Annotated in this window: 23 protein-coding genes; 6 read left to right on the top strand and 17 right to left on the bottom strand. The window is 67.3% G+C overall.

Features of this window, described 5'->3' with window-relative positions:
- Positions 1-31 precede the first annotated feature (31 nt).
- Positions 32-520 carry a YajQ family cyclic di-GMP-binding protein gene (locus AC1M0F_RS10150; protein WP_480238106.1) on the top strand — a complete coding sequence of 163 codons (489 nt, stop codon included), beginning with the start codon at positions 32-34 and terminating at the stop codon, positions 518-520.
- On the opposite strand, the gene AC1M0F_RS10155 is transcribed toward AC1M0F_RS10150, so the two are convergent.
- Positions 507-1,220, bottom strand: coding sequence for an alpha/beta fold hydrolase (locus tag AC1M0F_RS10155; protein WP_480238107.1), 714 nt, complete (start codon positions 1,218-1,220; stop codon positions 507-509). The two genes, AC1M0F_RS10150 and AC1M0F_RS10155, sit on opposite strands and share 14 nt — an antisense overlap.
- A 65-nt stretch (positions 1,221-1,285) precedes the next feature.
- On the opposite strand from AC1M0F_RS10155, the gene AC1M0F_RS10160 reads away from it, so the two are divergent.
- Entirely contained in the window at positions 1,286-2,212 is a 927-nt protein-coding gene (locus tag AC1M0F_RS10160) for an NAD-dependent epimerase/dehydratase family protein (protein ID WP_480238108.1), read from the top strand.
- On the opposite strand, the gene AC1M0F_RS10165 is transcribed toward AC1M0F_RS10160, so the two are convergent.
- The 7 genes from AC1M0F_RS10165 to gabT all read right to left on the bottom strand — a co-directional run bounded on the left by AC1M0F_RS10165 (position 2,209) and on the right by gabT (position 11,721).
- Positions 2,209-3,426, bottom strand: coding sequence for an APC family permease (locus AC1M0F_RS10165; RefSeq protein WP_480238448.1), 1,218 nt, complete (start codon positions 3,424-3,426; stop codon positions 2,209-2,211). The genes AC1M0F_RS10160 and AC1M0F_RS10165 overlap by 4 nt on opposite strands.
- Before the next feature lie 147 nt (positions 3,427-3,573).
- Entirely contained in the window at positions 3,574-5,115 is a 1,542-nt protein-coding gene (locus AC1M0F_RS10170; protein WP_480238109.1) for an APC family permease, read from the bottom strand.
- Between the two features lie 4 nt (positions 5,116-5,119).
- The gene (locus AC1M0F_RS10175) at positions 5,120-5,998 is read right to left on the bottom strand and encodes a universal stress protein (RefSeq protein ID WP_480238110.1); all 879 of its coding nucleotides are present in this window, start codon (positions 5,996-5,998) and stop codon (positions 5,120-5,122) included.
- Positions 5,999-6,087: 89 nt separating this feature from the next.
- Positions 6,088-7,443, bottom strand: coding sequence for a flavin monoamine oxidase family protein (locus AC1M0F_RS10180; protein WP_480238449.1), 1,356 nt, complete (start codon positions 7,441-7,443; stop codon positions 6,088-6,090).
- Between the two features lie 20 nt (positions 7,444-7,463).
- Positions 7,464-8,900: a gamma-aminobutyraldehyde dehydrogenase gene (locus tag AC1M0F_RS10185; RefSeq protein ID WP_480238111.1), complete on the bottom strand. Its 1,437-nt coding sequence runs from the start codon at positions 8,898-8,900 to the stop codon at positions 7,464-7,466.
- Positions 8,901-8,923: 23 nt separating this feature from the next.
- Positions 8,924-10,378, bottom strand: a complete 1,455-nt coding sequence (locus tag AC1M0F_RS10190) for an NAD-dependent succinate-semialdehyde dehydrogenase (protein ID WP_480238112.1) — start codon at positions 10,376-10,378, stop codon at positions 8,924-8,926.
- The gene (gabT, locus tag AC1M0F_RS10195; RefSeq protein WP_480238113.1) at positions 10,375-11,721 is read right to left on the bottom strand and encodes a 4-aminobutyrate--2-oxoglutarate transaminase; all 1,347 of its coding nucleotides are present in this window, start codon (positions 11,719-11,721) and stop codon (positions 10,375-10,377) included. The genes AC1M0F_RS10190 and gabT overlap by 4 nt, the downstream gene beginning before the upstream one ends.
- 128 nt (positions 11,722-11,849) lie before the next feature.
- On the opposite strand from gabT, the gene AC1M0F_RS10200 reads away from it, so the two are divergent.
- Positions 11,850-13,433 (top strand): PucR family transcriptional regulator, encoded by a 1,584-nt coding sequence (locus AC1M0F_RS10200; protein ID WP_480238114.1) that lies wholly within the window; start codon positions 11,850-11,852, stop codon positions 13,431-13,433.
- 133 nt (positions 13,434-13,566) lie between these two features.
- Here AC1M0F_RS10200 and AC1M0F_RS10205 read toward each other — a convergent pair whose 3' ends face one another.
- The 6 genes from AC1M0F_RS10205 to AC1M0F_RS10230 are packed head-to-tail and all read right to left on the bottom strand — an operon-like array spanning position 13,567 to position 20,628.
- Positions 13,567-14,580: an alpha/beta hydrolase gene (locus tag AC1M0F_RS10205; RefSeq protein ID WP_480238115.1), complete on the bottom strand. Its 1,014-nt coding sequence runs from the start codon at positions 14,578-14,580 to the stop codon at positions 13,567-13,569.
- Positions 14,581-14,586: 6 nt separating this feature from the next.
- Complete coding sequence (locus tag AC1M0F_RS10210; protein WP_480238116.1) at positions 14,587-15,300, bottom strand: hypothetical protein; 714 nt, start codon at positions 15,298-15,300, stop codon at positions 14,587-14,589.
- Positions 15,301-15,349: 49 nt separating this feature from the next.
- Entirely contained in the window at positions 15,350-16,720 is a 1,371-nt protein-coding gene (locus tag AC1M0F_RS10215) for an FAD-dependent oxidoreductase (protein ID WP_480238117.1), read from the bottom strand.
- 14 nt (positions 16,721-16,734) lie between these two features.
- Complete coding sequence (locus AC1M0F_RS10220) at positions 16,735-17,802, bottom strand: polyprenyl synthetase family protein (RefSeq protein WP_480238118.1); 1,068 nt, start codon at positions 17,800-17,802, stop codon at positions 16,735-16,737.
- Positions 17,803-17,834: 32 nt separating this feature from the next.
- Positions 17,835-19,055, bottom strand: coding sequence for a saccharopine dehydrogenase family protein (locus tag AC1M0F_RS10225; RefSeq protein ID WP_480238119.1), 1,221 nt, complete (start codon positions 19,053-19,055; stop codon positions 17,835-17,837).
- Between the two features lie 13 nt (positions 19,056-19,068).
- On the bottom strand, positions 19,069-20,628 hold the full coding sequence (locus AC1M0F_RS10230; protein WP_480238120.1) for an APC family permease: 1,560 nt from the start codon (positions 20,626-20,628) through the stop codon (positions 19,069-19,071).
- Positions 20,629-20,779: 151 nt separating this feature from the next.
- Between AC1M0F_RS10230 and AC1M0F_RS10235 the strand changes: the two genes are divergently transcribed.
- From AC1M0F_RS10235 to AC1M0F_RS10245, 3 genes are read left to right on the top strand one after another with little or no spacing between them, the layout of a single operon-like run.
- Positions 20,780-21,208 (top strand): VOC family protein, encoded by a 429-nt coding sequence (locus AC1M0F_RS10235; protein WP_480238121.1) that lies wholly within the window; start codon positions 20,780-20,782, stop codon positions 21,206-21,208.
- Positions 21,208-21,783 carry a YdeI/OmpD-associated family protein gene (locus AC1M0F_RS10240; RefSeq protein WP_480238450.1) on the top strand — a complete coding sequence of 192 codons (576 nt, stop codon included), beginning with the start codon at positions 21,208-21,210 and terminating at the stop codon, positions 21,781-21,783. Before AC1M0F_RS10235 ends, AC1M0F_RS10240 begins: the two co-directional genes overlap by 1 nt.
- The gene (locus tag AC1M0F_RS10245; RefSeq protein WP_480238122.1) at positions 21,780-22,553 is read left to right on the top strand and encodes a putative protein N(5)-glutamine methyltransferase; all 774 of its coding nucleotides are present in this window, start codon (positions 21,780-21,782) and stop codon (positions 22,551-22,553) included. Before AC1M0F_RS10240 ends, AC1M0F_RS10245 begins: the two co-directional genes overlap by 4 nt.
- Before the next feature lie 93 nt (positions 22,554-22,646).
- On the opposite strand, the gene AC1M0F_RS10250 is transcribed toward AC1M0F_RS10245, so the two are convergent.
- From AC1M0F_RS10250 to ubiE, 3 genes are all read right to left on the bottom strand, one after another.
- The gene (locus tag AC1M0F_RS10250; protein ID WP_480238123.1) at positions 22,647-23,489 is read right to left on the bottom strand and encodes a pentapeptide repeat-containing protein; all 843 of its coding nucleotides are present in this window, start codon (positions 23,487-23,489) and stop codon (positions 22,647-22,649) included.
- Between the two features lie 75 nt (positions 23,490-23,564).
- On the bottom strand, positions 23,565-23,987 hold the full coding sequence (locus AC1M0F_RS10255; RefSeq protein ID WP_480238124.1) for a DUF1294 domain-containing protein: 423 nt from the start codon (positions 23,985-23,987) through the stop codon (positions 23,565-23,567).
- A 399-nt stretch (positions 23,988-24,386) separates the two neighbouring features.
- Positions 24,387-25,094 carry a bifunctional demethylmenaquinone methyltransferase/2-methoxy-6-polyprenyl-1,4-benzoquinol methylase UbiE gene (ubiE, locus tag AC1M0F_RS10260; RefSeq protein ID WP_480238125.1) on the bottom strand — a complete coding sequence of 236 codons (708 nt, stop codon included), beginning with the start codon at positions 25,092-25,094 and terminating at the stop codon, positions 24,387-24,389.
- Between the last annotated feature and the right edge of the window lie 105 nt (positions 25,095-25,199).

The raw sequence follows: 25,199 nt of genomic DNA on the forward strand, positions 1-25,199 counted from the left end.
ACAGCCGAATCCGGGCCGATAGACTCGGCGCATGGCAGATTCATCGTTTGACGTGGTCAGCAAGGTCGACAAGATGGAGGCGGACAACGCACTCCACCAGGCGCACAAGGAGATCGAGCAGCGCTACGATTTCAAGGGGACTGGGGCATCCATCGCACAGTCCGGCGACAAGATCCTCATGAAGGCGAACAGCGAGGAGCGCGTGAAAGCGATCCTCGACGTCTTCCAGACGAAGCTCATCAAGCGCGGCATCTCGCTGAAGAGCCTCGACTCGGGCGAGCCGTTCGCCAGCGGCAAGGAGTACCGCATAGAAGCGGAGCTCAAGGACGGCATCACGCAGGAGAACGCAAAGAAGATCAATAAGATCATCCGCGACGAGGCGCCGAAGGGCGTCAAGAGTCAGATCCAGGGCGACGAATTGCGTGTCCAGTCGAAGAGCCGCGACGACCTCCAGGAGACGATCGCCCTGCTCAAGGGCAAGGACCTCGACATCGACCTGCAGTTCATCAACTTCCGCTAGGTCGCTTGCCCGGAGCGGTCTCGTCCAACCAGCCGACAACGGCATCCGCGAAGTCGTCCGGTCGGGTTTCGTGGACGTCGTGCCCGGCGTCGATCTCGACCAGGCGACAGTCCGGGATGAGTGTGGACACCTCCACGAGCAGGTCTTGAGGGATGGAGCTCGACGGCCCTCCCCCGATGAGCAGCGTGGGCGCAGCGATCCCGGGCAGCACACCCCACCACCGGCGCGTCGGATCGTTGACCTCGTCGAGGATCGCCGAGACGACCACCCAATCGAAGTCGAGCGGCTCATCCGGGCGCTCGGGGACCCGCTTCGCGCGCGGATACGGCGGAGGAGCATCCTCGACGACGAGCCGTGCGACGAGGTCCGGGCGGGCGGATGCGACGAGGTAAGCGACCGTTCCTCCCATCGAGTGCCCGACGAGGACGACATCCACGAGCCCGAGAGCATCGAGCACGCCGATGACATCGTCGCGCATCAGGGGGAACGAATACTCCCCGGGCCTGTCGCTGGCCCCGTGGCCGCGCAGGTCGACGGCCACGACGCGGAACCGGTCCGAAAACCGTGGTTCGACCGCATCCCAGCTCGAGGCTCCTTCTCCGAGCCCGTGCAGGAGGACCGCAGCAGGCGCTCCCCGGTCTCCTGAGACACGGCACGCAATCGTCACGCCGCCGGCGGTCTCCACCATCTGCAGGTCCACCCGCCCACCATAGCGCCGCGGCCGGGGCTAGGCTCTGGCCAGGAAACCCTGCGGATGGAGTTGACATGAGCGTGCTCGTTCTCGGTGCCGGCCCGGTCGGGTCGACCGCGACGCGAACCTTCCTCGATGGCGGGCACGAGGTGACAGTGGCGACGCGGTCGACGACCGTGCTCCCCGGAGCCCGCGCCGTCGGGCTCGACGCGACGGACGCAGCGGCCCTGACACGCGCGGCCACGGGATGCTCCACGATCGTCGTCTGCACGAATCCGCCGTACCACCGCTGGCGTTCCGAGTGGCCTCCGATCGTGGATGCCGTGATCCAGGCGGCTCGGTCCACAGGCGCGGACATCGTGATGGTCGGCAACCTGTATTCATACGGGCACGCGACGATGCCGATGACCGAGCGTTCTCCCGAGATCCCGGCCGAGTCGAAGGGGGAGGTGCGTCGCGACCTCTGGGGAACTCTTCGCGCCGCAACCGAACGCGGCGACGTCCGCGCGGTCGAGGTTCGGGCAAGCGACTACTTCGGGCCTGGCGCGACCGGTGACGCCCACCTGGGCACACGGTTCTTCGGCCCGATCCTCGCCGGTAAACGGTCGTCCGCGGTGGGAGACCCTGACGCGGCCCACAGCTGGGCCTATCTGCCGGACATGGCGAAGACCCTCGTCGCGGCATCCTCGTACGACGGCGACTGGGGGCGGATCTGGCACGTCCCGGCGGCCACAGACCTCAGCCGCACGGAGATCTGCCGGCAGATCGACGCACGCTACGGGGTCACCGGCTCGGTGACCGGTCTGCCGTCGTGGCTCCTCCGCACCGTCGGCGTCTTCAACCCGGTGCTCAGGGAGGTGGCCGCGTCGAGCTACCAGATGACCGCTCCCTTCCTGTCGGACGCCTCGGAGACGGGACGCGCACTGGGCGTGTCGGCCACGCCGTGGGAAAGTGCGCTCGACGACACCGTCGCGTTCTATCGCGGGCAGAAGTCCGTCTAGGCCGCCATCCGGCGGACAGCCAGCCGCCCCACGAGACCGACAGCCAGCACGAGGACGCCGATCACGATGCCGACAGGTGGAAGCGTGACGACGAGCACCAGGCATCCGACCATGCCGAGCACCTGCAGCCAGCGCGGGAACCGCCGCTGGGGAGCATCCTGCCTGAATGCAGCCAGGTTCGCGACGAAGTAGTACAGCAGCACCCCGAACGATGAGAAGGCGATCGCCCCCCGAAGATCGGCGACGAGCACCACGACGAGAACGATCACGCCGAGGGTGAGCTCGGCGCGGTGCGGGACCCGGTATCGCGAATGAACCGCCGCCAGCGAGCGGGGAAGATCGCCCTCGCGCGCCATGGCCAGGCTCGTCCTGCCGATGCCGGCAATGAGGGCGAGCAGGGCTCCGAGAGAGGCAGCTGCCGCTCCGATCCGGACCACCGGCGCCGTCCAGTCCCAGCCGCCTGCCGTGGCCACGTCGACGAGCGGCGCTGCGGACGAGGCGAGGGCGACAGGTCCCAGGGTGCGCAGCGACACGAGTGCAACCACCGCGTAGATCACGACCACGATCGCGAGTGCGCCGAGGATCGCCCGGGGAATGGTGCGCGCCGGATCGCGCACCTCCTCACCCATGGTCGCGATGCGGGCGTACCCGGCGAACGCGAAGAACAGCAGGCCGGCCGACTGCAGGATGCCGTAGACGCCCGCATCGAAAACCCCGTGGGTGCCGAGCCAGACGGAGATCGGGTCGCCTCCGATGAATGCGAAATCGACGGGAGCCGTCGGCGCCGCAAGCCCGGCGGTGACGACGACGGCGAGCACGAGCAGCGTCACCACGACGAGCACACGGGTGAGCAGCGCTGTCCTGGTGACCCCGACGTAGTTCACGGCCACGAGACCGGCGACAGCGACGACGGCCACGGGCTTCTCCCACCCGGCGGGCGCTGCATAGGCAGCGAAGGTGAGGGCCATGGCCGCGCAGCTCGCGGTCTTGCCGATGATGAAGCTCCAGCCCGCGGCGAAACCCCACCAGGGGCCGAGCCGCTCCCGGCCGTACAGATACGTCCCACCTGAGGACGGATACTGGGCCGCGAGCTGCGCAGACGCCGACGCGTTGCAGTACGCGATGACCGCGGCCACGACGAGTCCGACGAGCAGACCCCAGCCCGCTGCGGCCGCCGCCGGGGCGAATGCGGCGAAGACGCCGGCGCCGATCATCGAGCCGAGGCCGATGAAGACGGCATCCCCGAGTCCCAGGCGCCGCGCGAGCCGATCAGTCACACCCACACGCTACGCGAGTTGCCGGGTTTGCCGGGGTCCGACCTCGGGGGAACCCCCTCAAACCCGGCAACTCGCGTGTGGGGGCTACACCGGCAGGTCGTCGAGCGCGTCGTCCTCCTTGCCGTCAGAGACGCCGAGCGAGAGGGTCTCTCCGCGGAAGAACGCCGGGCGACGGATCGCCTGGATGATCATGATCACGATGCCCGAGATGATGACAGTCATGCCGAGGATGAACACGAGACCAACGCCCCCGATGTTCGAACCGCTGCCGTAGTCCGGGTCCATGCTGTCCTTGATAGTCACGAAGAACAGCACGGCGAGGATGATTCCTCCGACCAGCGGGAACAGCAGCTGGAAGAAGAAGTTCCTGGCCGAAGCGAAGAACTGCTTCCTGAAGTACCACACAGCCGCGAACGCGGTGATGCCGTAGTAGAAGCAGATCATCATGCCGAGGGCGGTGATGGTATCCCAGAGCACGTCTTCGGAGATGAACCGCATGATGGCGTAGAACGCGGATGCCACGACGGCCGAGACGATCGTCGCGTATCCGGGGGTGAGGAACCGCGGGCTGACCTTCGCGAACTTCGCGGGCAGGGCGCCGTAGTGCCCCATGGCCAGCAGGGTGCGGGCCGGTGACACAAACGTCGACTGCAGCGAAGCGGCCGAACTGGACAGCACCGCGATCGAGACGAGGATGGCGAGCGGTCCGAGAACCGGCCCGGCCAGCGCGAAGAACACGTTGCCCTGGATGTCCTCGTTGCCGAGCCCGAACTCGCCGGTCCCGGTGCCTGCGAAGCTGATCGACGCCGTGGCGATGAGCAGGTACAGGATGACGATGATGACGACGGTGAGGGTGGCGGCGCGACCGGGGGTCGACCGTGATCCCTTCGTCTCTTCGTTCATCGTCAGCGTGACATCCCAGCCCCAGAAGATGAAGATCGACAGGGACAGGCCGGCGGCGAATGCACTGAACGACTCGACGGCGAAAGGGTTGAACCACTCGAGGCTGACCGGTGTGGCGTCGAACGCCGTTCCGTTGGCGACGTGGATGAACGCGACGACTCCGAACAGCACGAGCACGAGCAGCTGGAAGCCGACGAGCACGTACTGCACCTTCTGGGTGGTCTGCATGTCGCGATACGAGATCGCGGTCGCACCGAGCATGAATGCGAGGCAGGTGACGACGTTGATGATCGGGTTCAGGGCGAGATCGGCGATGTCGGGGTTGTTGAAGATCTGCGCGAGCATCAGGTAGAAGAAGTCCACCGCGATCCCGGCGAGGTTCGACAACACGAGGATCGTCGCTGCGATGAGCCCCCACCCGGCCATCCAGCCGATCCATGGGCCGAACGCCCTGGTCGCCCAGGTGAACGATGTGCCACTGTCAGGCATCGAACGGTTGAGTTCGCGGTAGCCGAAAGCGACGAGAAGCATCGGGATGAACCCGACGAGGATGATGGCCGGGACCTGGAGTCCGACCTCTGAGACGGTGGGGCCGAGTGCTGCCGTCATCGTGTACGCCGGTGCGATGCACGAGATTCCGATGACGATGGCACCGATCAGGCCGACCGAACCCGCGCTCAGGCCTTTCTTGGACAGCCCGTGTTCGGCTTTGGTTTCAGTCATGATGTCAGTCCTCGATGCTCAGAACGGAGTCGCGGGGAACCACGACCATGGGGACGGGCAGTTCGCGCAGCATCTTCGCTGCCGTGGAGCCCAGGAAGATGTGGCGTGGTTTCGCCAGGCGGCTGGACCCGACGAAGACGAGTTCTTCCGGTTCCCAGTCGACCTGGTTGACGGCATCCTCCACCCGGTTGCCGGATGCCGTGAGCACCGACACGTCGAGATCCCCCGGGAGGTGCTCGGCGGCGTATGCGAGCACCTGCTCGGCGTGGGTGGCCGCCCGCTCGGCGACCGCAGGCGGCGTGGACATGTCGTCCATGTCGAGGGTCACGAGGGAGATCAGGCGGAGCGGCACGTGGGCCGCTCGCGCCGTCAGGACAGAGGCATCCAGCAGTTCATCCGCTCCCGGCCGCGTGCCGATCGCGCAGGTGATCCGCGAGATGTTGTTGAGGCCGATCGTCGAGCTGGAGCCCTCGGGCGCCAGGGCGACGGGAACGACTGCCGAGTGCAGGAGGGCGCTCGCCACGCTACCCACCGTGGCACGGCCGAGGAGACCGCCGCGTGCGGCGCCGACGACGATCATCGACCCCTCGAGGTCACGGCTCGTGTCGAGCAACCCCCTGGCGAACGACTCGGCGTAGACGATGTGACCCTCGGTCGGCACGTCCCGAGGGACGACGGCGGCCGCTTCCTTCAACCAGCCCTCAGCTGTTTCGTGGAGGAAACGCTCGTAGCCGGCATCGGACGGGACGAGTGTCGGCCGTGCCTCGCTGTGCAGGACGGTCACGATGTCGAGGCTCGCGCCCATCGACCGTGCCAGCCGCACCCCGAGCGCAAGCGCATCCGCGCCGGCCGGTGTATCGGTATAACCAACGATGTAACGCATGTGCAGGGGTGCTCCTTTGCGGTTCGGGTACTGCAGGGAAAAGCCGTGTGATGCGGTCGAAACGGTCGGGGTCGGGTTCTGGCGTGGGGTCAGGAACGGTCGGCGAGAATGGCGTCCGCTGTCTCGCGACCCATCCGGATGGCGCCGTCCACGTGCTGGTAGCCCTCGGCGGCGAGGTCGCTGCACGACCAGTGGATCGGCCCGACGGCGGTGCGGAGGTCGGCGCCATACCGGTGCAGGCCCCCCATGTCGAAGCTCGCGGCGTAGGCTCCGCGCGTCCACTCCTCTGAGCCCCAGTCACTCTCGTAGTAGACGACGGGATTCAGCGCCTGCTCGCCGTAGTAGTGCGACAGCGAGGTGAGGATGATCCGCTTCCGTTCCTCGGCCGGCAGGGTGAAGAGGTGGTCGGCCTTCTTGTCTGAGACGAAACCGACGAGCGTGCCCCGCGGGTCTTCGAAGTTGGTGTTGTCGTACGCCTCGTGCACGATCTCGTACGGGCTGAACGCGGTGCCGGACAGGCCGGCGTCACGCCAGAACGGCGACTCGTATACGGCGTGGACCTTGATGACGAGACCCAGCGACAGGTGCTGGTGCATCTGCTGCTGGCGCCGGGGAAGCGAAGGCTGGAAGTCGATGCGCGAGTACAGGTTCGGCGGGACGGCGACGATGGCGTGACGCGCCCTCACGCTCATGCCGTCGGCCGTCGCGGTGACCCCCGTCTCCGACCAGTCCAGGCGCCGGACGGGCTGACCGAGGAACACGTCGTCCCCGAGCTTCTCGGCGAGGAGCAGTGGAACCTGCTGCAGGCCGCCGACGACCCGCTTGTCGAGGATGAAGTCGGCGTCGACGAGGTGGGAGAAGCTCCCGGCGGATGCCGCCATGAGGATGGCCTGCAGGGCCGAGAACGCATGCGCAGGCTTGGTGATCATCGCCTCGGCGATGAACAGGGCGATGTTGTCCCTGGCCTCGATGTCGTCCGTCTGGCTCTCCAGCCAGTCGATCCAGGTGACCGAGTCGAGTTCCTCCGCCATCGGATGCGCCCACGGTTCCCGCGGCCCGATCTCGGCCACGAGCACGTCGAGCACACGGATGAGGCGTTCCATCTCGCGCTGCGTCGAGGCTTCGACGGGGAAGATCTCTCCCGTGAACCTCGTGTGGGAGCCGAGGGCGTTGATGTAGACGCTGTCGCCCTCGCGGTAGCGCGAGTAGGTGTCGAGGCCCAGCTCCGCAAGCGTCTCGATCAGCGCGTCCTGGTCGGGGGACACCCACTGGCCGCCGATCTCGAGCGTTGCACCGTCGATGTCGTTGGTCCACAGGCGGCCGCCGACGCGATCGCGCGCTTCGAGCACGGCGACGCTCAGTCCTGCGGCACGCAGTCGTGTCGCCGCGGTGAGGCCGGATGCTCCCGCTCCGATGATGACGACGTCACGTTCCAGGTCGGTCATGGTGTTCTCTCTTCCGGTGGTCACAGGGCGCTCATCACGTGCTTGATCCGCGTGTAGTCCTCGAGGCCGTACGACGACAGGTCCTTGCCGTAGCCGGACATCTTGAACCCTCCGTGCGGCATCTCCGCGGCGAGCAGGATGTGGGTGTTGATCCAAACCGCGCCGAAGTCGAGGTCGCGCGAAACGCGCATCGCGGTGCCGTGGTCCTTCGTCCAGACGCTTGACGCGAGGGCGTACTGCACGTCGTTGGCCATCTCGACGGCTTCCTCCTCCGTCGAGAAGCTCTGCACCGTGAGAACGGGGCCGAAGGTCTCCTCCTGCACGCAGGCGTCCACCTGGCTGACCCCGGTGATCACCGTCGGCGCGTAGTAGAAGCCCGACTCCCCGACCCGGTGGCCGCCGGTCACAACCCTCGCGTGGGCTGGCAGCGACTCGATCACCGTCGACACCTTGGCGAAGTGTGACGCGTTGTTGAGCGGACCGTAGTAGGCGTCCGGGTCCTCGGCGTCTCCGGTCTTCGTGGCCTCGGCGGCCTTGACGAGCTCAGCGACGAACTCGTCATGGATGGACTCGTGCACAAGCACCCGCGTGACCGCAGTGCAGTCCTGGCCGGCGTTGAAGTACCCCGCCCCTGCGACGCCCTCCGCTGTCGCGGCGATGTCGGCGTCGGCGAACACGATCGCCGGGGCCTTGCCTCCCAGCTCGAGGTGCGCCCTGTGGAGGTTCTTCGCAGCGGATGCCGCCACCGCCATTCCGGCACGGACCGACCCGGTGATCGACACGAGCCCGGGCACCGGGTGCTCGGTCATGGCCTGGCCGGTCGCGCCGTTGCCGAGGATGACGTTGAGCACGCCGTCGGGGAGGATGCCCTGGGTGAGCTTGGCGAGGACGAGGGTGGACTCCGGGGTGGTGTCGCTCGGCTTGAGCACGACCGTGTTCCCCGCGGCGAGCGCTGGGGCGATCTTCCAGATCGCCATCATGATCGGGTAGTTCCACGGAGTCACCTGGGCGACGACGCCGATCGGCTCACGCCGCACGAACGACGTGTGTCCCTCGAGGTACTCCCCCGCGCTCTTGCCTTCGAGCACCCGGGCCGCACCGGCGAAGAAGCGCATGTGATCGGCCCCAGCGAGAACCTCCTCGACGCGGATCGCCTCCCGCGGCTGGCCGGTGTTGCGGTGTTGCGCTTCGACGAGCTCGTCCGCGTTCGCCTCCATGGCATCCGCGATCTGCAGCAGCATCGCCTGGCGCTGCCCCGGCGTCGTGCGCTTCCACGTCGTGAAGGCCGTCTTCGCGGCGTCGAACGCCGCGTTCACGTCGTCGATGGTCGAGATCGGCGACCGGGCGACGACGTCGCCTGTGCCCGGATTGATCACGTCGATGGTGTCAACGGCCGACGCGTCGACGAAGCTGCCGCCGATGTAGTTCTGCAATGTGGTGAGAGTGGTCAACGTCATTGTCTGTCCTTTCAGGCGTCGGCTCAGGGAGCCGGGGTCATCGTGTACTTGGTGGAGAGGTATTCGTGGATTCCTTCGAGCCCACCCTCCCGGCCGATTCCGGACTGCTTGACGCCGCCGAACGGGGCGGCCGCGTTGGAGATCACTCCGACGTTCAGCCCCATCATGCCGGTCTGCAGTTTGTCGATCATGCGCTGCCCTCTGGCGAGGTCCTTCGTGAAGACGTAGCTCACGAGACCATACTCGGTGTCGTTGGCGAGCCGGATGGCATCCGCCTCATCGGTGAACGGGACGATGGCGAGCACCGGCCCGAAGATCTCCTCGCGGAGGATGTCCGACCCGGCCTGGACGTCCGAGAGCACGGTCGGCTCGTAGAACGTGCCTTCGCGGTCCACGGCTGATCCGCCGGTGAGCAGGGTCGCGCCCTTGGCGACGGCGTCGTCGACGAGCTGGGCCGCCTTGGCGACGGCGCGGTCGTCGATGAGCGGGCCGATGGTGACGCCATCCTCTGTGCCGCGGCCGATGGCGAAACCCTTCACCCGGTCGGTGACCCGGCGCGCGAACTCGTCGGCGACAGCGGCGTGCACGATGAAGCGGTTCGCTGCGGTGCAGGCCTGGCCGATGTTGCGGAACTTGGCGGCGATCGCACCGTCGACGGCGGCATCCAGGTCGGCATCGTCGAACACGACGAACGGGGCGTTCCCGCCCAGTTCCATCGAGGTGCGCAGCACGTTCTTCGCCGACTGCTCGATGAGCTTCTGCCCGACAGGGGTGGAGCCGGTGAAGCTGAGCTTCCTGAGGCGAGGGTCGTTGAGCAGAGGCTCGGTGACAGCGCCGGACGATGACGTCGTGATCACGTTGAGAACGCCCGCCGGAAGCCCGGCGTCTTCGAACAACCGTGCCACGTACAGCGTGGTGAGCGGGGTGAGCGATGCGGGCTTCACGACCACGGTGCAGCCAGCGGCGAGCGCCGGAGCGATCTTGCGGGTGGCCATCGCGAGCGGGAAGTTCCACGGGGTGATCAGGTAGCACGGTCCGACCGGGTGCTGGGAGACGATCATCCGCCCGGTGCCCTCGGGGTTCGTGCCGTAGCGGCCGGTGATCCGGACGGCCTCCTCGCTGAACCAGCGGAGGAACTCGCCACCGTAGGTGACCTCACCGTTGGATTCGGCCAGCGGCTTGCCCATCTCCAGCGTCATCAGCAGCGCGAACTCGTCGCGGCGCTCCTGCATGAGATCGAACGCCTTCCTGAGGATGTTCGACCTCGTGCGTGGCGGGGTGGCCGCCCACTCGTCCTGGACCGCGACGGCCGCGTCGAGTGCTGCGGTGGCATCCGCGGCCGATGCATCAGCGATGGATGCGAGGACGGCGCCCGTCGACGGGTCGAAGACGTCGATCGTCTTCTCGGTCGACCGCCACTCGCCGCCGATGAACAGCCCCGTCGGCACCTTCGCGAGCAGATCCTTCTCGGAAATCATGCGTTCTCCAATGCGTTGAGGACGACGTCGATGCCTTCGGTGAGCAACGCGTCCGAGATCGACAGGGGCGGGAGGAAACGGATGACGTTCCCATAGGTTCCGCAGGTGAGCACGATCACGCCCGCCTGATGCGCCGCCTTCGCGATTCGGCCGGTCAGCGCAGCATCTGGTTCGTTCGTCTCCGGGTCGACGAACTCGATGGCGATCATCGCCCCGCGGCCACGGACGTCGCCGATACGTGGGTCTGTCGCCTGCGCAGACGAGAACCGGTCGACGATGGTGGCGCCGATGCGGCGGGCCGCCCCGGCGAGGTCGTCTTCGACGTACGTCTCGATGGCGGCGAGTGCGGCCGCGCAGGCGATCGGGTTGCCGCCGTATGTGCCCCCGAGGCCGCCGGCGTGGGTGGCGTCGAGGATCTCGGCCCGTCCGGTGATCGCCGAGAGCGGCAGGCCCCCTGCGATTCCCTTGGCCGTCACGACGATGTCCGGCACGATTCCCTCGTGCTCGCTGGCGAACAGGTCGCCGGTGCGCGCGAACCCTGTCTGCACCTCGTCGGCGATGAAGACGACGCCGTTGGCCCTGGCCCAGTCCACGATCGCGGGGATGAATCCGTCGGCGGGAACGATGAAGCCGCCTTCGCCCTGGATCGGTTCGATGATGATCGCGGCGAGGTTGGCCGCGCCGATCTGCTTCTCGATCATCGAGATGGCGCGCTTCGCTGCTTCGGGGCCGGTCAGTCCGTCACGGAACGGATAGGACATCGGCGCCCGGTAGATCTCGGAGGCGAACGGCCCGAATCCGCTCTTGTATGGCATCGACTTCGCTGTCAGCGCCATCGTGAGGTTGGTCCGCCCGTGGTACGCGTGGTCGAACGCCACGACGGCCTGCTTGCCGGTGTAGCTCCGAGCGACCTTGACGGCATTCTCGACGGCTTCCGCTCCTGAGTTGAAGAGGGCGCTGCGCTTGTCGTGGTCGCCGGGCGTGAGGCGGTTGAGTGCCTCGGCAACCTCGACGTACGAGTCGTACGGCGTGATCATGAAACAGGTGTGGGTGAACGCGGCCACCTGGGCCTGCACCGCCTCGACGACGCGGGGGGCACTGTTGCCGACGCCGGTCACGGCGATCCCCGAGCCGAGGTCGATGAACGAATTGCCGTCGACGTCGACGACCACTCCGCCGCCCGCCGCTTCCGCGAAGACGGGCATCGTGGTTCCCACGGCCGAGGCGACAGCACTGTTCTTGCGCGCCATCAGCGCTTCGGAGCGCGGACCGGGGATCGCGGTCACGATCCTCCGCTCCTGGGCAAGGGCGGGCCCGCCTGTCGCGGTCGTGGTGAGGGTCATCGTCGTCGTTCTCCTTCGCTCGTAGCGTGCTTGCCAGACTAGGAGCGGCTGACTCCCGCTGGAACTGCCGGAATGGCCATCCGGGTCAGGTCCTTTTGCCAGTCTGTCAATTCGCGTACGGTGAGCAGATGCACCCCACCGTTCGCCGATTGCTCGAGACCCGCGCTCTCGACCTCCGCCTGCTGGCAGGGGGCTCATCCGACCGGCTCAGCGCACCGATCTCGTGGATCCACAGCTCCGACCTCGCCGACCCCACGCCGTTCCTCGACGCCGGCCAGCTCGTCCTGACCACTGGCACCCAGTTCGACCCGGCCACGGTCTCTTCCGCCGACTTCGACGCCTACGTCGAACGGCTCATCGCCCACGGTCTCGTCGGCATCGGGTTCGGTACCGAAGTGATCCGCGCGGGCACCCCGCCCGAACTCGTGGCCGCGTGCGCCCGATTCGACATGCCGCTCTTCGAGGTCCCGTACCGGGTGCCGTTCATCGCGGTCATCCGCACAGCTGCCGATCTCATCGCCGAAGCATCCCACGCCAGGGACACCTGGGCGCTCAACGCCCAGCGTGCCATCTCCTTCGCCGCGCTTCGGCCGGATGCCACGTCGGCGATTCTCAAGGAGCTCTCCCGTCAGCTGAACCGTTGGGTCGGCCTCGTGGACTCGCGCGGACACCTCGCCAGGGTCTTCGACGAGGCATCCGCCGTCCCTGCGCTTGCCGGGGACGGCGCCCTCGCCCGGGTGGTGCTCGAGGCGGAACGCCTGATCGGTCGCGGGCAGCGGTCGAGTTCGACGATCAGTGACGAGGCGGGCCAGATCACGCTGCAGACGCTCGGCAGGAGGGGTGCACTTCGGGGTGTTCTCATCATCGCCGGGGATTCGCCGCTGGACGCCGCCGACCAGACCGTCGTGACGAGCGTCATCGCCCTGACCGGGCTGGCGCTGGAGCAGAACCGGGAGCTCGGGCGAGCTCGAGGTCGCCTGCGCAGCGGGCTGTTCCAGACCCTGCTCGAAGGCAATGTCGCGCTCGTTCGCCGTATCGTGCAGCAGATGGGCGGGGAGCTCCCGCCCGAACCGGTGGGGTTCGTTGTCTTCGAACCGACTGCTGCAGGCAGGGAGGGCCTGTTCGGAGACCTCGAGGCGCGTGACGCCGAGTTCGCCGGCGACCTCTTCTTCGCGGCGAGCGACAGCCGGGTGGTTGTCGGGGTGGCAGCGGATGCCGCCGCTGACCTCGCGTCCGAACTGAGCCGGGTGCACAGGCTGCCGGCCGGGGTCTCCGATCCACTGCCCTGGAGCGAGACCGCCACCGGGGTGAGCCAGGCGTCGCAGGCGCTCGGCCGGGTACTGCGGGAGTCAGCGGCTGCCGCGGAGCCGGTAGCCTCGCCGCGCGACGGCGTGGCATCCGTCGCCGTCTTCTCGGAGGTGGCGGAACGCGGGCTGGCCGCGCTGCTTCCGCACGCCGCTGCGGTCGAGGTCGCGCGTGCCCTCCTCAGGCCGGTGCGGGATCACGACGCCGAGCACGACACAGAACTACTCACCGACGTGCGGACCTGGCTCGAGCACAACGGGCAGTGGGACCCGGCCGCGCGGTCCCTCGACATCCACAGGCACACGCTCAAGAACCGGGTCGCGCTTGTCGAACGCCTCACCGGGCGGTCGCTCGCGACCGTGGACGCGCGCACGAACCTCTGGCTGGCGCTTCAGTTCGGGGAGTGAGCCGTCGTGATCGAATCGGTCGGTCCCGAACGGCTATCGGCGAGATCGATCGGTCCGGAACGGTCGCTCACGGTCCTGCCGAATCGCCTTTTCGGACAGATCAGCCTCGTGGTCGGTCGCCGGGCGGATGCCGTCAGTCGAGGTAGGCGGACGCCCAGCGCGTGATCTCGTCGTACGCGGCCGCACGCACCGGCTGCCGCGACAACAGCACGTCGTGCAGCGCGCCGTCGATGCGCGCGACCGTCACGGTCGGGGCGAGTCTCAGCGACTGCTCGGCAATCTCATCGACGACGAGCACGATGTCGCTCGAGAGCATCTCGGGTGTCCAGGTCGCAGAGAGCGTCGAGCGGGCAGAAAGCAGGGTCAGCACAGGGACGGAGATCGACAGCCCGGCGGCGACCCGGTTGTGCCCGGCGAGCACGGCGGCGAGCCAGGCCGGGTGGGCTGCGAAACCGCGCGCAGGCCGCCAGTCGGTGTTGTAGTCCCACTCCCCGTCCATCGTCTTCGACACAGCCCGGGTGTAGAAGCCGAGGTCGACGTTGGGCAGCTGTCCTCTCGGATCGAGCCTCGCCCCGATGTTCGCGAGCGGGGCGATCGCCCGCCGCCCGATCGCGCCGGCCTGGAACTCGAGCCACGGGCTGTTGAGGACGAGGGCGTCAGCGCGACCGGGGTTCCTGTCCGCCCACAGGCTGAGTGTGAGCCCACCGGTCGAATGCCCCATCAGCAGGAGGCGCCTGGACGCCCTGTCATCACCTGGGCCATGGCCGATGACGGAGAGGGCAGCGTCGATGTCCTCGTCGTACACGCTGAGGCTCGTCGCGTAACCCGGGCTGTGGTGCGGTCGCAGGCTGCGGCCGTATTTCCGCAGGTCGAGTGCGTAGAACCGGGCACCCTGCCCGTGCCAGAACTCCGCAAGCTCCTTCTGGAAGAAGTAGTCGGACCAGCCGTGCACGTAGAGCACGTCCCAGCCGCGGGCAGGACCGAACACGGAGCGGATGCCACCGAGAGGAGGCTCCCGTCGCCGCACGAGGGTCGCGACGGTCTCCCCCTCGACATCGTCCTCGAGGACGAGGGTTCGCTGCTCGAACGGCTCACCGAGAACGTCGGGGACCCAGTGGTCCCCTGGCGATCGCTCGGCGCCGGCCATCGGGTGCTACCCCTGAGGCGGGAGTGGCTGCTGGGGCTGCGCGGCCGGCTGGACGTAGCCGGGAGCCTGCGGCTGGACGTAGCCAGGAGCCTGGACAGGCGCCTGAGGCTGGACATGTCCGGGTGCCGGGTATCCCTGCTGCTGGGCGGGCTGCTGAGGGGCGTAGCCCTGCGGCTGGCCGGCGTATCCCTGCCTGCGCGGCGCCGCAGGCAGCGCGCGGGCGACGAACACACCGAGCGCGAAGAATGCACCGTAGGTCAGGCCGGTCGTGATCGAGCCGAAGATTCCCGCGCTGATGATCGCCTGGACGAGGTACTGTCCGCCGTTGATCACCGACCAGATGAAGTTGAGGACGAGCAGGGCTGCTGCGCCGACGGACGCGGCGATCGCGAGCCGCTTGATCAGGTCCGCCGCCGAGACGGCTTTGGCGAACGGCGCGATGTACAGAGCGCTCAGACCGGCACCGGCGATGAAGACCAGAGCGATGAAGATGCTCCAGACCAGCCCGAAGATCTGCTCTCCCCGAAATCCGTAGACCGCGGTGCCGATCGTGGAGAGGATGCTCGTGGCGACGGCGATCCCGATAACGACAGCACCGCCGAAGAGGATCTGCCTCACGACGGCTTTGTCAGCCGTCGGCCGCTGCGCCTGCGGGTATCCGGTCGGGGCGCCTTGCGCCTGCTGGTCGTACGGGGCCTGGGGACTTCCTGCGGTCGACATGCCACCACCCTATCGGGGCGCGGCAAGCCGCCACATGATCGGACGGGTCTCAGCCGCGGGCAGCCTCGGCCCGGGAGATCGCCACCATCTCGTCGCGAGGAACGACCTTGACCCTGGCCCGGCCGTGCGGCTCGCCGAGGGCGATCTCGTGCTGGTCGAGGTTGTGCCAGCCGTCGAGGTCCGTGTAGGTGACTCCGCGGGAGTCGAGCAGGTCGAGAATGGCCTGCTCCTCCGGCGCCTCAGGACTCCACCAGCTGCCTTCGCCGTTGATGACGTGCTTGATCGTCTCCATGGCATCCGACTTGGTGTGTCCGATGAGCCCGACAGGGCCGCGCTTGATCCAGCCGGTCGCGTAGACCCCCGGAACGATGTCGTTGCTGCCCTTCCTGAGCGCGACGCCCTCACGGTTGGGAATCACACCGTGCTTCTTGTCGAACGGGATGCCGTCGAGCGGCGACCCGAAATAGCCGACGGCGCGGTAGATGGCCTGGATGGGCACCTCGCGGATCTCGCCCGTCCCGACGACGCCGCCCTCGGCATCCGGGCGGGTGCGCTCGTACCGGAACGCGGCGACGCGGCCGTTCTCGTCGCCGACGACCTCGAGAGGCTTGGCGTAGAAGTGCAGGTGCAGCCGCCGCGAAGCGGTGCCAGTGGGGCGCTCGCGCCATTTCTGCAGGATCTTGTCGATGACCATGACCTGCTTGTTGCTGGCGATCGCGGTCTTCGACGCGTCGTCGTAGTCGAAGTCCTCGTCATAGAGCACCATGTCGACGTCATTGAGTTCGCCGAGTTCGCGGAGTTCGAGCGGGGTGAACTTCACCTGCGCAGGGCCGCGGCGTCCGAAGACGTGGACGTCGGTGACAGGGGAGGCCTTGAGCCCCTCGTAGACGTTCTCCGGGATCTCGGTGGAGAGCAGGTCATCCGCATGCTTCGCGAGCATGCGTGAGACGTCGAGCGCCACGTTGCCGTTGCCGATCACGGCGACCGACCTGGCGGTGAGCGGCCACTCGCGGGGAACATCCGGGTGGCCGTCGAACCAGCTGACGAAGTCCGCGGCGCCGTAGGATCCCTCGAGGTCGATGCCCGGGATGTTCAGGTCGGCGTCGCGAACGGCACCCGTCGCGAAGATGACGGCGTTGTAGTGGCGCTTGAGGTCGTCGAGAGTGATGTCCGTGCCGAAGTCGACGTTGCCGAAGACCCGGATGTCGCCACGGTCGAGCACCTCGCGGAGGGCGTTGATGATGCCCTTGATCCGCGGGTGGTCAGGTGCGACTCCGTAACGGACGAGTCCGTACGGGGCCGGCAGTCGGTCGAAGAGGTCGATCGACACATCGAACTTGCGTTCGGCCTTAAGGAGGATGTCCGCTGCGTAGATCCCAGCGGGTCCGGCGCCGACAATCGCGAGTCTCAACTTGGTCATCTGCGTCTGGTTCCTTACTTGCTGCGGTCGACGATCGTCTCCGCGAATCGAGTGAGTGCCTGCTTCACGGGGCCGTCAGGCAGCGGGTCGAGTGCTGCGACGGCCTCGTGCGCCCAGCGATGGGCTTCGGCGAGGGTACGGATGGTCACGGGGTGCTGGCGCAGTTCGGTGATGGCTGCGGTGAAATCGGCGGATGCCTCACCGTACGTCCCCTCTGCGGCCTCGGCCTCGATCCGGGCGAGGAGAGCTGCCGCGTCTGCGTCGGTCTCGGCCAGAACACGGAGGTGGATGAGCGGGAGGGTGGCGACACCGGCACGCAGGTCGGTGCCAGGTACCTTTCCGGTCTCTTCGGGCTGCGGCGACAGGTCGATGACGTCGTCGATGAGCTGGAAGGCGATGCCGATCTTCTCGCCGTACTCGACGACGGGCGCCTCGAATGAGTCGTCGGCGCCGGAGAAGATCACGCCGGCCTGCGCGGCGGCCGCGATGAGCGATCCGGTCTTGTCTGCGAGCACCTGGAGGTAGTGCGTTTCAGCGTCCTCGCCGTCCTGAGGCCCCACGGTTTCGTGGAGCTGGCCGAGGACGAGTCGCTCGAACGTGTCGGACTGCAGGCGGATGGCACGTTCGCCGAGACCGGCCATGAGCTGGCTGGCGCGGGCGAAGAGCAGGTCGCCGGTGAGGATGGCCACCGAGTTGCCGAAGACGGCGTGTGCGCTGGGCACACCGCGCCTGCGGTCGGCATCGTCCATGACGTCGTCGTGGTAGAGCGAGGCGAGGTGGGTGATCTCGATCGCCTCGGCCGCGGTGATCACATCGACGGTGTTCCCCCCACCGAGCTGGGCGGTGAGGAGGATGAGCATCGGCCGGACGCGCTTGCCGCCGGCTTCGAGCAGGTAGCGCGTCGAGGCATCCGCGACGGTGTCGGCGAAGATCAGTTCCGAATCGAGCCCACGTTCGATCTGCTCGAGGCCGTCGTCGACGGCGGCGAGCAGTTGCCTGGTTTTGGGCGAAGCGAAAATGCGGTCGGTCTGGCCCAGGTGGCTGGACAGGCTGGTGGCACGCCGCGTGGCACTCGGATTCACATGGTCTAGCCTACCTGTGCCTGCACCGGCGATTATTTCTCTTCGATCCCCCACGGCGACCCGTACCCGCGAGGGGCGTCGGCGGCGAGCAGGTCGAGGAACGGCCGGGCGTCGAATGCTTCAGGGCCGCGGACCCCTGTGCCCTCCCAGACTCCCGTTGCGACGAGTTCGAGGGCGATGACGGGGTTGATGGCCGTCTGCCAGACGACGGCCTGCGAGCCGTACTCGGCCATCGATTCCTGGTTGTCGACGACGTGGTAGAGATACGTCGACCTCGGCTTGCCGTCCTTGCCCATCCCGCGCACCCACACGCCTGCACAGGTCTTGCCGTGCATCCGGTCGCCGAGCGTCGCAGGGTCTGGGAGCGCAGCCGCGACGAGGTCACGCGGCGCGACCTGGACCCCTTTCACCGTGATCGGGTCCGTCTTGTCGAGGCCGAGCGTGTGCAGCACTTTGAGCACGTTGATGAACTCGTCACCGAGGCCGTACTTGAAGGTGACCCGCTTCGCCTTCGTCCAGCGCGGCATCAGAAGCACCTCTTCGTGCTCAACGTTGACGCATTCCACCGGCCCGATGCCCTCGGGGAAGTCGAACACCTCAGGTTCGCTGAACGGTGGCGTCGTGAACCAGCCGCGATCCTTCTCGAAGATCACCGGCGGGTTCAGACACTCCTCGATCGTCGTCCAGATGGAGAACGACGGGGCGAAGTCATAGCCGTCGACGGTGAGGTTGGCGCCATCACGGACCCCGAGCTCGTCGATCTCGGAGAACAGCTCGTCTTCGGCGTACCGGGCGAACACGTCGGACAGCCCGGGCTCCACGCCGATCCCGACCAGCGCGAGCCGACCGGCATCCGCCCACATCGTGTCCTGCTCGAACTGCTCGTCACCGAGCTTCACCCCGGGGAGTTCATGCGGTTTCTCTGGGTGGGGGTGCGACAGGCTCATCGCCATGTCGAGGTAGACGGCGCCGCCTGCGAAACACCCGTTGAAGATCGGCATGACGAAGCGTGGGTCGACGGCGTTGAGCACGTGGGTGATGTCGTGCTCGCGGATCAGCTCAGCCACGGCATCGGCGCTTGACGCGTCGACCTGGGCGGCGACGAGCCTGTCGTCTCCGACGTCGGCGACGAGCGCGTCCGGCCTGGCCGGGTCGTAGTCGGCGATGACGAGCTTCTCGAAGAAGTCGCGGCGGACGGCGATGCGGACGGCGGCCGAACCGACTCCGCCGGTGCCGACGATGAGGATGCGCATGTGCTGGATCTCCTTAGGTCAGTCCGCCGTCGATGGAACGCCCATAGGTCTCAGGGGTTTCCGGGACGAGGACGGCGGTGTCCCGGTTGAGGCTTTCGCCACGGAAGAACGGCTTCGACCCGGGGAACGCCCACCAGATGAGCATGAGGACGACGCCGAAGGCGAGCGACCCCACCCCGATGACGAACGTACCGCCGATCCCGAGGAGCACGGAGTAGCCGTACTCGACGTCGTACATGTCGATGCAGGACTGGATGAATGCGTACGCCAGCATCAGGCCGCCGAGCAGCGGGAACAGTCCCTTGAAGAAGAAGTCGCGTGCCGACCTGAAGAGGTCCTTCCGGAAGTACCAGAAGCAGGCGAAGCCGGTGATGCCGTAGTAGAACGCGATGGCCAGGCCGAGGGAGAGGATCGAGTCGGCCAGGATGTTCTCCGAGATGAGCGTCATCCCGACGTAGTAGACGATCGCGACGATGCCCATCACCAGGGTCGAGAACGACGGCGTGTGGTACCGCGGGTGCACCACGGAGAAGCGGTGCGGCAGGGCCTTGTATGCGGCCATCGCCAGCGTTCCGCGTGCGGTGGGGAGGATGGTCGTCTGCGTGGACGAGACGGCGGAGACGAGCACGGCCACGACGAGGATCCACGCCCACGGTCCGAGGACGAGGTCCTTGAGAGCGAGGAAGACGTCGTTGGCGTTGTCCTCGTTGTTGAGGCCGGCACCATCGGTCCCGAGCCCGGCGTACGACATGGCGGCCACGGCGACGGTCACATAGGTGACGAGGAGGATGACGGTGGTCACGAGGGCGGCGAGGCCCGGGATGCGTTTCGGGTCCTTCGTCTCCTCGTTGAGCGACAGGCAGGTGTCCCAGCCCCAGTAGATGAAGAGCGCCAGAAGCACGGCCTCGATGAAGCCGGAGTAGTCGGTGAAGCCGAACGGGTTGAACCACTCGAGCGAGATCGGTGTGGCGTTCGGTGCTGTTCCGTTCGCGACGTGGATGAAGGCGACGACCACGAAGAGCAGCAGGGCCGCGTACTGGACGGCGAGGAGGATGTTCTGGAGTCGTTCGCCGAACTCGACGCCGCGGTAGCTCACCCACGTCATCAGGGCGATGAACGCGACGCCGGTGGCGGTGACGAGCGGCACGTTCGACGCGAGGGATCCGTCACCGACGAGCAGCCAGAGGTACTGGCCGCCGATCTGGGCGAGGTTCGCGAGCACGACCATGCCGGCGACGGCGACGCCCCACCCGCCCATCCAGCCGACGACAGGTCCGAAGGCCTTCGTGCCCCAGGTGAACGCGGTACCGCAGTCGGGCACGGCGCGGTTGAGCTCGCGGTAAGCGAAGGCGATGAAGAGCATCGGGATGAAGGCCACGATGAAAGCGATGGGTGCCTGCGCACCGACCGCGAGCACAACGAAGCCGAGGGTAGCGACCAGCGAGTACACCGGGGCGGTGGACGCGAGTCCGATCACCACGGATCCCCACAGGCCGAGGGTGCCTGCTGCCAGGCCCTTTCCTTCGCCGCCGGGGGCGGCCGGACGCGAAGCATCCGTTGATCGGGTAGTCATGCCCGAAAGCTACTGCCGCGCGGATTCACGTGTCAATGGTTGCGTGCGGGCATTCTCACAACAGTTTCCCCCGGCCATAGACGCAATCGGATGCTCGGGGGAAGATGGGAGACGACCTGCGGCAAGCGCCGCACAGGCGAGAGGAGCCGGAATGCTTCGAGGACTCAGCACAGTCGTCCTGTTCGCGGATGACATGGACAAGGCCCGGGACTGGTACGCCGAAGTACTGGGGATCGGACCATATTTCGCCCGACCCGAGGAAGGGACGCCGGCGTACCTCGAGTTCCGGATCGGTGACTACCAGCATGAACTGGGGCTCCTCGACCGGCGTTATTCACCCCATGGCGCGTCGAGTGATCCCGGCGGTGTGATCACGTACTGGCATGTCGACGACGTGGAAGGCGCCATGGAACGTCTGCTCTCGCTCGGTGCGACACTGCACGAGGAGATCACGACGCGCGGGCCGGGGTTCGTCACGGGGTCGGTCATCGACCCGTTCGGCAACATCCTCGGGGTGATGTACAACGCGCATTACCTCGAGATCCTCGAGTTCCGCAGCGGATCGATGCTGGGCGAGTGATGGTCGCAGACCAGGAGACCCTGCGGTTCGATGGGCCGGATGACTTCCGCCGGTGGGTCGAGGAGAACCAGGACTCGTCGCCTGGCGTCTGGCTGGTGCTGGCGAAGAAGGGTTCGGGTCAGACCACGGTCACCTATGCCGAGGCCCTCGATGTCGCACTCGCCTACGGCTGGATCGACGGTCAGGCACGGCGGATCGACGACGCCACCTACGTGCAGAAGTTCACACCGAGGCGGGCGAGGAGCCCCTGGTCGGCGCGCAACGTGCGGACGGCGGAGGCGATGATCGCGGACGGCCGGATGAAGCCGCGCGGGCTGGCCGAGGTGGAGCGGGCGCGTGCCGATGGGCGCTGGGAACGGGCGTACGACGGGCCGAAGACGGCCGAGCCCCACCCCGATTTCGTTTCGGCGCTGGAGAAGAACCCTGACGCTGCCGCATTCTTCGAGACACTCAACAGCCAGAACCGGTACGCCGTGTACTACCGGATCCAGGACGCCAAGCGCCCCGAGACCCGCGCCAGGCGGATCGAGCAGTTCGTCGACCGGCTCGCCCGCAAGGAGAAGTTCTACGAGTGACGGTCGGCGTCTCGGGGGATCTGACTGCCCGGTTGAGGGCGGCAGGGTGTGTGTTCGCCGAGGAGGAGGCCGAGCTTCTTCTCGATGCGGCTCCGGATGCCGTCGGGCTGGACGCTCTCGTCGCGCGTCGCGCGGCCGGGGAACCACTCGAGTACATCCTCGGCTGGGCGGAATTCTGCGGCCTGCGCATCCGTGTGGAACCGCGCGTCTTCGTTCCCCGGCGGCGCACGGAATTCCTCGTGGGACTCGCGACCGCACTCGCCGCGGAGGCGGAGCATCCGAGGGTCGTCGACCTCTGCTGCGGTTCTGGGGCGATCGGCGTAGCACTCACCGACCGGGTCCGCTCGATCGATCTCTACGCGACCGACATCGACCCGGACGCCGTCCGTTGCGCCCGCTCCAACATCTCAGGGCAGGCGTTCCAGGGCGACCTCTACGACGCCCTCCCGCGCGGGCTGCCGGGAACCGTCGACCTGATCGTGGCGAACGCCCCGTACGTCCCCACCGAACACATCGACACCATGCCGAGGGAGGCGCGGCTCCACGAAGCGCGGGCGAGTCTCGACGGAGGACGCGACGGGCTAGACCTGCATCGACGGATCGCACAGGAGGCATCCGCGTGGCTGCGCCCCGGCGGCCGCCTGCTCATCGAGACCAGCGAGGGGCAGGCCGATCGCACGGCCGAGATCGTCGCGCGGGCCGGTCTGCACGCAACTCTCGAGCACTCGGACGCGTTCGACGCCACGGTGGTGACGGGGATGCTTCACTGACCTTCGAGCACGCGAGAGTGCAGTTGCGCACCCAAGATTCACCCGGACAGCCTTTTTGAGGTCGAAACTGCCATCTCAGGGGTTGAGCGGCCCTCAGCGCCGCCAGTGCGACGGACGAGAGACGGATGGCGGCAGGACGGTCCTGGCATCACCCTGCGCTGCGTTGACCTGGAACTGGGTGAGGAACAGGGTCGACGCAAGATCCGCTCCCCCGAGCTCGGCGTCGCGGAAGTCCGCCCCGATGACGTCGGCGAACGACAGGTCACAGGATCGGAGGTCGGCGCCGATGAGCCAGGCGCCGCGCAGGTTGGCGCCGCGCAGGTCCTGACCCGCGAGGTGCGCTCCCATGAGGTCGGCTCCCGGCTGGATGCCGCCGGCCGCTTTCGAGATCGCCACACCCGCCCGCACAAGCTCACTCGCCCGGTGGAGGATCGGCGCGATCTCGCCGCGGTATTCGTCGAGGTCCAGGGAGAGGATTCTGTCGGCGGAAGCCGTTGTGAGCGCTTCCGTCTGCTCGTACGCCCGCTCCAGATCGTCACGGATGGGAGCCGTCTGCGGCATCCCGATGGCTCCGTCGAGGTACCAGAGCAGCTCCTGGAGCTGGCGAACGAGCGGGAACACGCCGAACATCTCCCGGCGCACGTCGGCGTCGTCGCGCCAGCTGGTTCCGCCGAACGTGTGCTGGGTCACCTTCTGACCGGCACCGAAGCAGTCGAAGACCGTGCAACCCTTGAAACCGCGTTGCCTCAGGTCGGGGTGGATCACGCAGAGGTAGTCCTCAGCGAGGTTCACGCACGGCTCGCCTGCGTCCTTGCTGAAGGCGAAGTCGGCGGAACGCGCGAACGCGAGAGCGACGCAGCACAGGCCGACACAGCGGGAACAGTCGGCGCGGAGGTCGTCGCGTCGGGAGACAGGGGTCAATGGGATCAGGTCCATGACACGCCTCCTTCGCTCTCCTCCAGTCTGCCATCAGGAGAGTGGGTGACCGGGAGAACCGGGGCGGGGGATCGCTCAGAGGACGGCGTCGAGAATCCGTGAGCCGAGCGGCGTGAGCAGCAGGACAAGGACGCTCACATTTCCGATCACCGTCGCAACGAACGGCACCATGAACGGCCGCTTCCTGAGTTTGTGCCGAAGGAACTGCTGGGCCAGGATCGCGCCGGGCCATCCGCCGACGAGGCCGAGGCCGAGCAGGGTGTTCTCGGAGATCCTCCTCCGAGAAGCGACGGCGGCGGACTTGTCCACGGCATAGACGATGAAGCAGAGGATGCTCATGCCGAGGTAGAGAAGCGCGACCCAGTCGGGGACCGCCCAGCGAGCATCCGCCACGAGGAGGGCGGCGATGAACGCGACGACGATCGCGATCCCGACGATCACGCCCGCCCGTCGGGATGCCCGCGACTGGCGTGTGGAGGTGGCCGGCCGCGAGGTCATCCAGCGATGCTATCGGCCCGCCGCCGCAGCGCGATACCGCAGACGGCTCGCTACGACCGGCGTCAGCCCGATCAGCGAGCACCTTCCGGTTCTCGCGCGCGGGAGGGCAATCGCAGCCCCCCGAGCGGGAGTTCGACCAGTACTCGGATCAGGTCGAAGCAGAGATCGCCGCAGGCACGCGAAGCGACCGCGAGCGGGTCAGCGGGATCGTGCTGGAAGCCGGACATCGTGCATCCCACGCTCGCACCCGCGACCTCAAGCGCGCGATGCAGCACGGCGTCGACGCGGATCGATTCCTCCGCAGCGGACCCCTCCCACCAACCGTCTCCGGGTACCGCGAGGGTCGGTTCTCCGCTGTCCTGCGGGCCATCGGATTCCCGATTCCGCCTGGGCGATAGATCAGGCGTCGGGCTTTGTGCCGCGGTGCAGCGCGACGATGCCACCGGTGAGATCGCGGTGCTTGACCTCGGTCCAGCCCGCTCCACGCAACCAGGAGGAAAGCTCAGCCTGGGGCGGCCACGCCTTGATCGAGTCGTTGAGGTAGTCGTATGCGTCGGGGTTGGAGCTCGAGAACTTGACCAGCAGCGGCGTGACGCGCTTCAGGTAGAAGTCGTAGAGCCCCTTCATGACCGGGTTCGGCGGCGTCGAGAACTCGCAGATGACGATCCTGCCGCCCGGCCTGGTGACGCGGAACATCTCGGCGATCGCCTTCTTCGGCTCGACGACGTTGCGGAGCCCGAACGAGATGGTCGTCGCATCGAACTCATCGTCGGCGAACGGGAGATCCGTGGCATCCGCCTCGACGAACTGCATGTTGCGCACGCGACCGAACTTCTTGCGCCCGACCTCGATCATGCCGGGGGAGAAATCCGCGGCGATGACGGTAGCACCAGACTTGGCGATGGATGCGCTCGAGGTCCCGGTGCCGGCGGCGAGGTCGAGGATGCGGTCGCCGGGGTGCGGATCGATGGCCCGCGTCGTCGCGACCCGCCACAGCTGGTCGTTGCCGACGCTCATCACCGTGTTCGTGCGGTCGTAATGCGTCGAGACCTGGTCGAACATGGCGGAAACCTGCTGTGGCTGCTTGGAGAGATCTGCCTTGTTCATCCTCTCAGTCTACGTCCGGGGGTGCACCGGCCGATGGCCCCGGGCAGGGCCTTGCGCTCGGCCCACGCCGAGTGCTGTCTGCGCCGGCCAACGCCCGCTACGCTG

The sequence above is a fragment of the Mycetocola sp. Y719 genome (assembly GCF_056713205.1).

What these genes read in the sequence shown, in the direction of transcription:
- AC1M0F_RS10210 (WP_480238116.1), bottom strand. Translation starts at nt 15,300, where the DNA reads ATGTCGACCGCAGGAAGTCCCCAGGCCCCGTACGACCAGCAGGCGCAA.
- AC1M0F_RS10160 (WP_480238108.1), top strand. Translation starts at nt 1,286, where the DNA reads ATGAGCGTGCTCGTTCTCGGTGCCGGCCCGGTCGGGTCGACCGCGACG.
- AC1M0F_RS10225 (WP_480238119.1), bottom strand. Translation starts at nt 19,055, where the DNA reads ATGCGCATCCTCATCGTCGGCACCGGCGGAGTCGGTTCGGCCGCCGTC.
- AC1M0F_RS10215 (WP_480238117.1), bottom strand. Translation starts at nt 16,720, where the DNA reads ATGACCAAGTTGAGACTCGCGATTGTCGGCGCCGGACCCGCTGGGATC.
- AC1M0F_RS10240 (WP_480238450.1), top strand. Translation starts at nt 21,208, where the DNA reads ATGGTCGCAGACCAGGAGACCCTGCGGTTCGATGGGCCGGATGACTTC.
- AC1M0F_RS10230 (WP_480238120.1), bottom strand. Translation starts at nt 20,628, where the DNA reads ATGACTACCCGATCAACGGATGCTTCGCGTCCGGCCGCCCCCGGCGGC.
- AC1M0F_RS10175 (WP_480238110.1), bottom strand. Translation starts at nt 5,998, where the DNA reads ATGCGTTACATCGTTGGTTATACCGATACACCGGCCGGCGCGGATGCG.
- AC1M0F_RS10205 (WP_480238115.1), bottom strand. Translation starts at nt 14,580, where the DNA reads ATGGCCGGCGCCGAGCGATCGCCAGGGGACCACTGGGTCCCCGACGTT.
- AC1M0F_RS10200 (WP_480238114.1), top strand. Translation starts at nt 11,850, where the DNA reads ATGCACCCCACCGTTCGCCGATTGCTCGAGACCCGCGCTCTCGACCTC.
- AC1M0F_RS10150 (WP_480238106.1), top strand. Translation starts at nt 32, where the DNA reads ATGGCAGATTCATCGTTTGACGTGGTCAGCAAGGTCGACAAGATGGAG.
- AC1M0F_RS10190 (WP_480238112.1), bottom strand. Translation starts at nt 10,378, where the DNA reads ATGATTTCCGAGAAGGATCTGCTCGCGAAGGTGCCGACGGGGCTGTTC.
- AC1M0F_RS10185 (WP_480238111.1), bottom strand. Translation starts at nt 8,900, where the DNA reads ATGACGTTGACCACTCTCACCACATTGCAGAACTACATCGGCGGCAGC.
- AC1M0F_RS10170 (WP_480238109.1), bottom strand. Translation starts at nt 5,115, where the DNA reads ATGACTGAAACCAAAGCCGAACACGGGCTGTCCAAGAAAGGCCTGAGC.
- gabT (WP_480238113.1), bottom strand. Translation starts at nt 11,721, where the DNA reads ATGACCCTCACCACGACCGCGACAGGCGGGCCCGCCCTTGCCCAGGAG.
- AC1M0F_RS10250 (WP_480238123.1), bottom strand. Translation starts at nt 23,489, where the DNA reads ATGGACCTGATCCCATTGACCCCTGTCTCCCGACGCGACGACCTCCGC.
- AC1M0F_RS10180 (WP_480238449.1), bottom strand. Translation starts at nt 7,443, where the DNA reads ATGACCGACCTGGAACGTGACGTCGTCATCATCGGAGCGGGAGCATCC.
- AC1M0F_RS10235 (WP_480238121.1), top strand. Translation starts at nt 20,780, where the DNA reads ATGCTTCGAGGACTCAGCACAGTCGTCCTGTTCGCGGATGACATGGAC.
- AC1M0F_RS10165 (WP_480238448.1), bottom strand. Translation starts at nt 3,426, where the DNA reads ATGATCGGCGCCGGCGTCTTCGCCGCATTCGCCCCGGCGGCGGCCGCA.
- ubiE (WP_480238125.1), bottom strand. Translation starts at nt 25,094, where the DNA reads ATGAACAAGGCAGATCTCTCCAAGCAGCCACAGCAGGTTTCCGCCATG.
- AC1M0F_RS10255 (WP_480238124.1), bottom strand. Translation starts at nt 23,987, where the DNA reads ATGACCTCGCGGCCGGCCACCTCCACACGCCAGTCGCGGGCATCCCGA.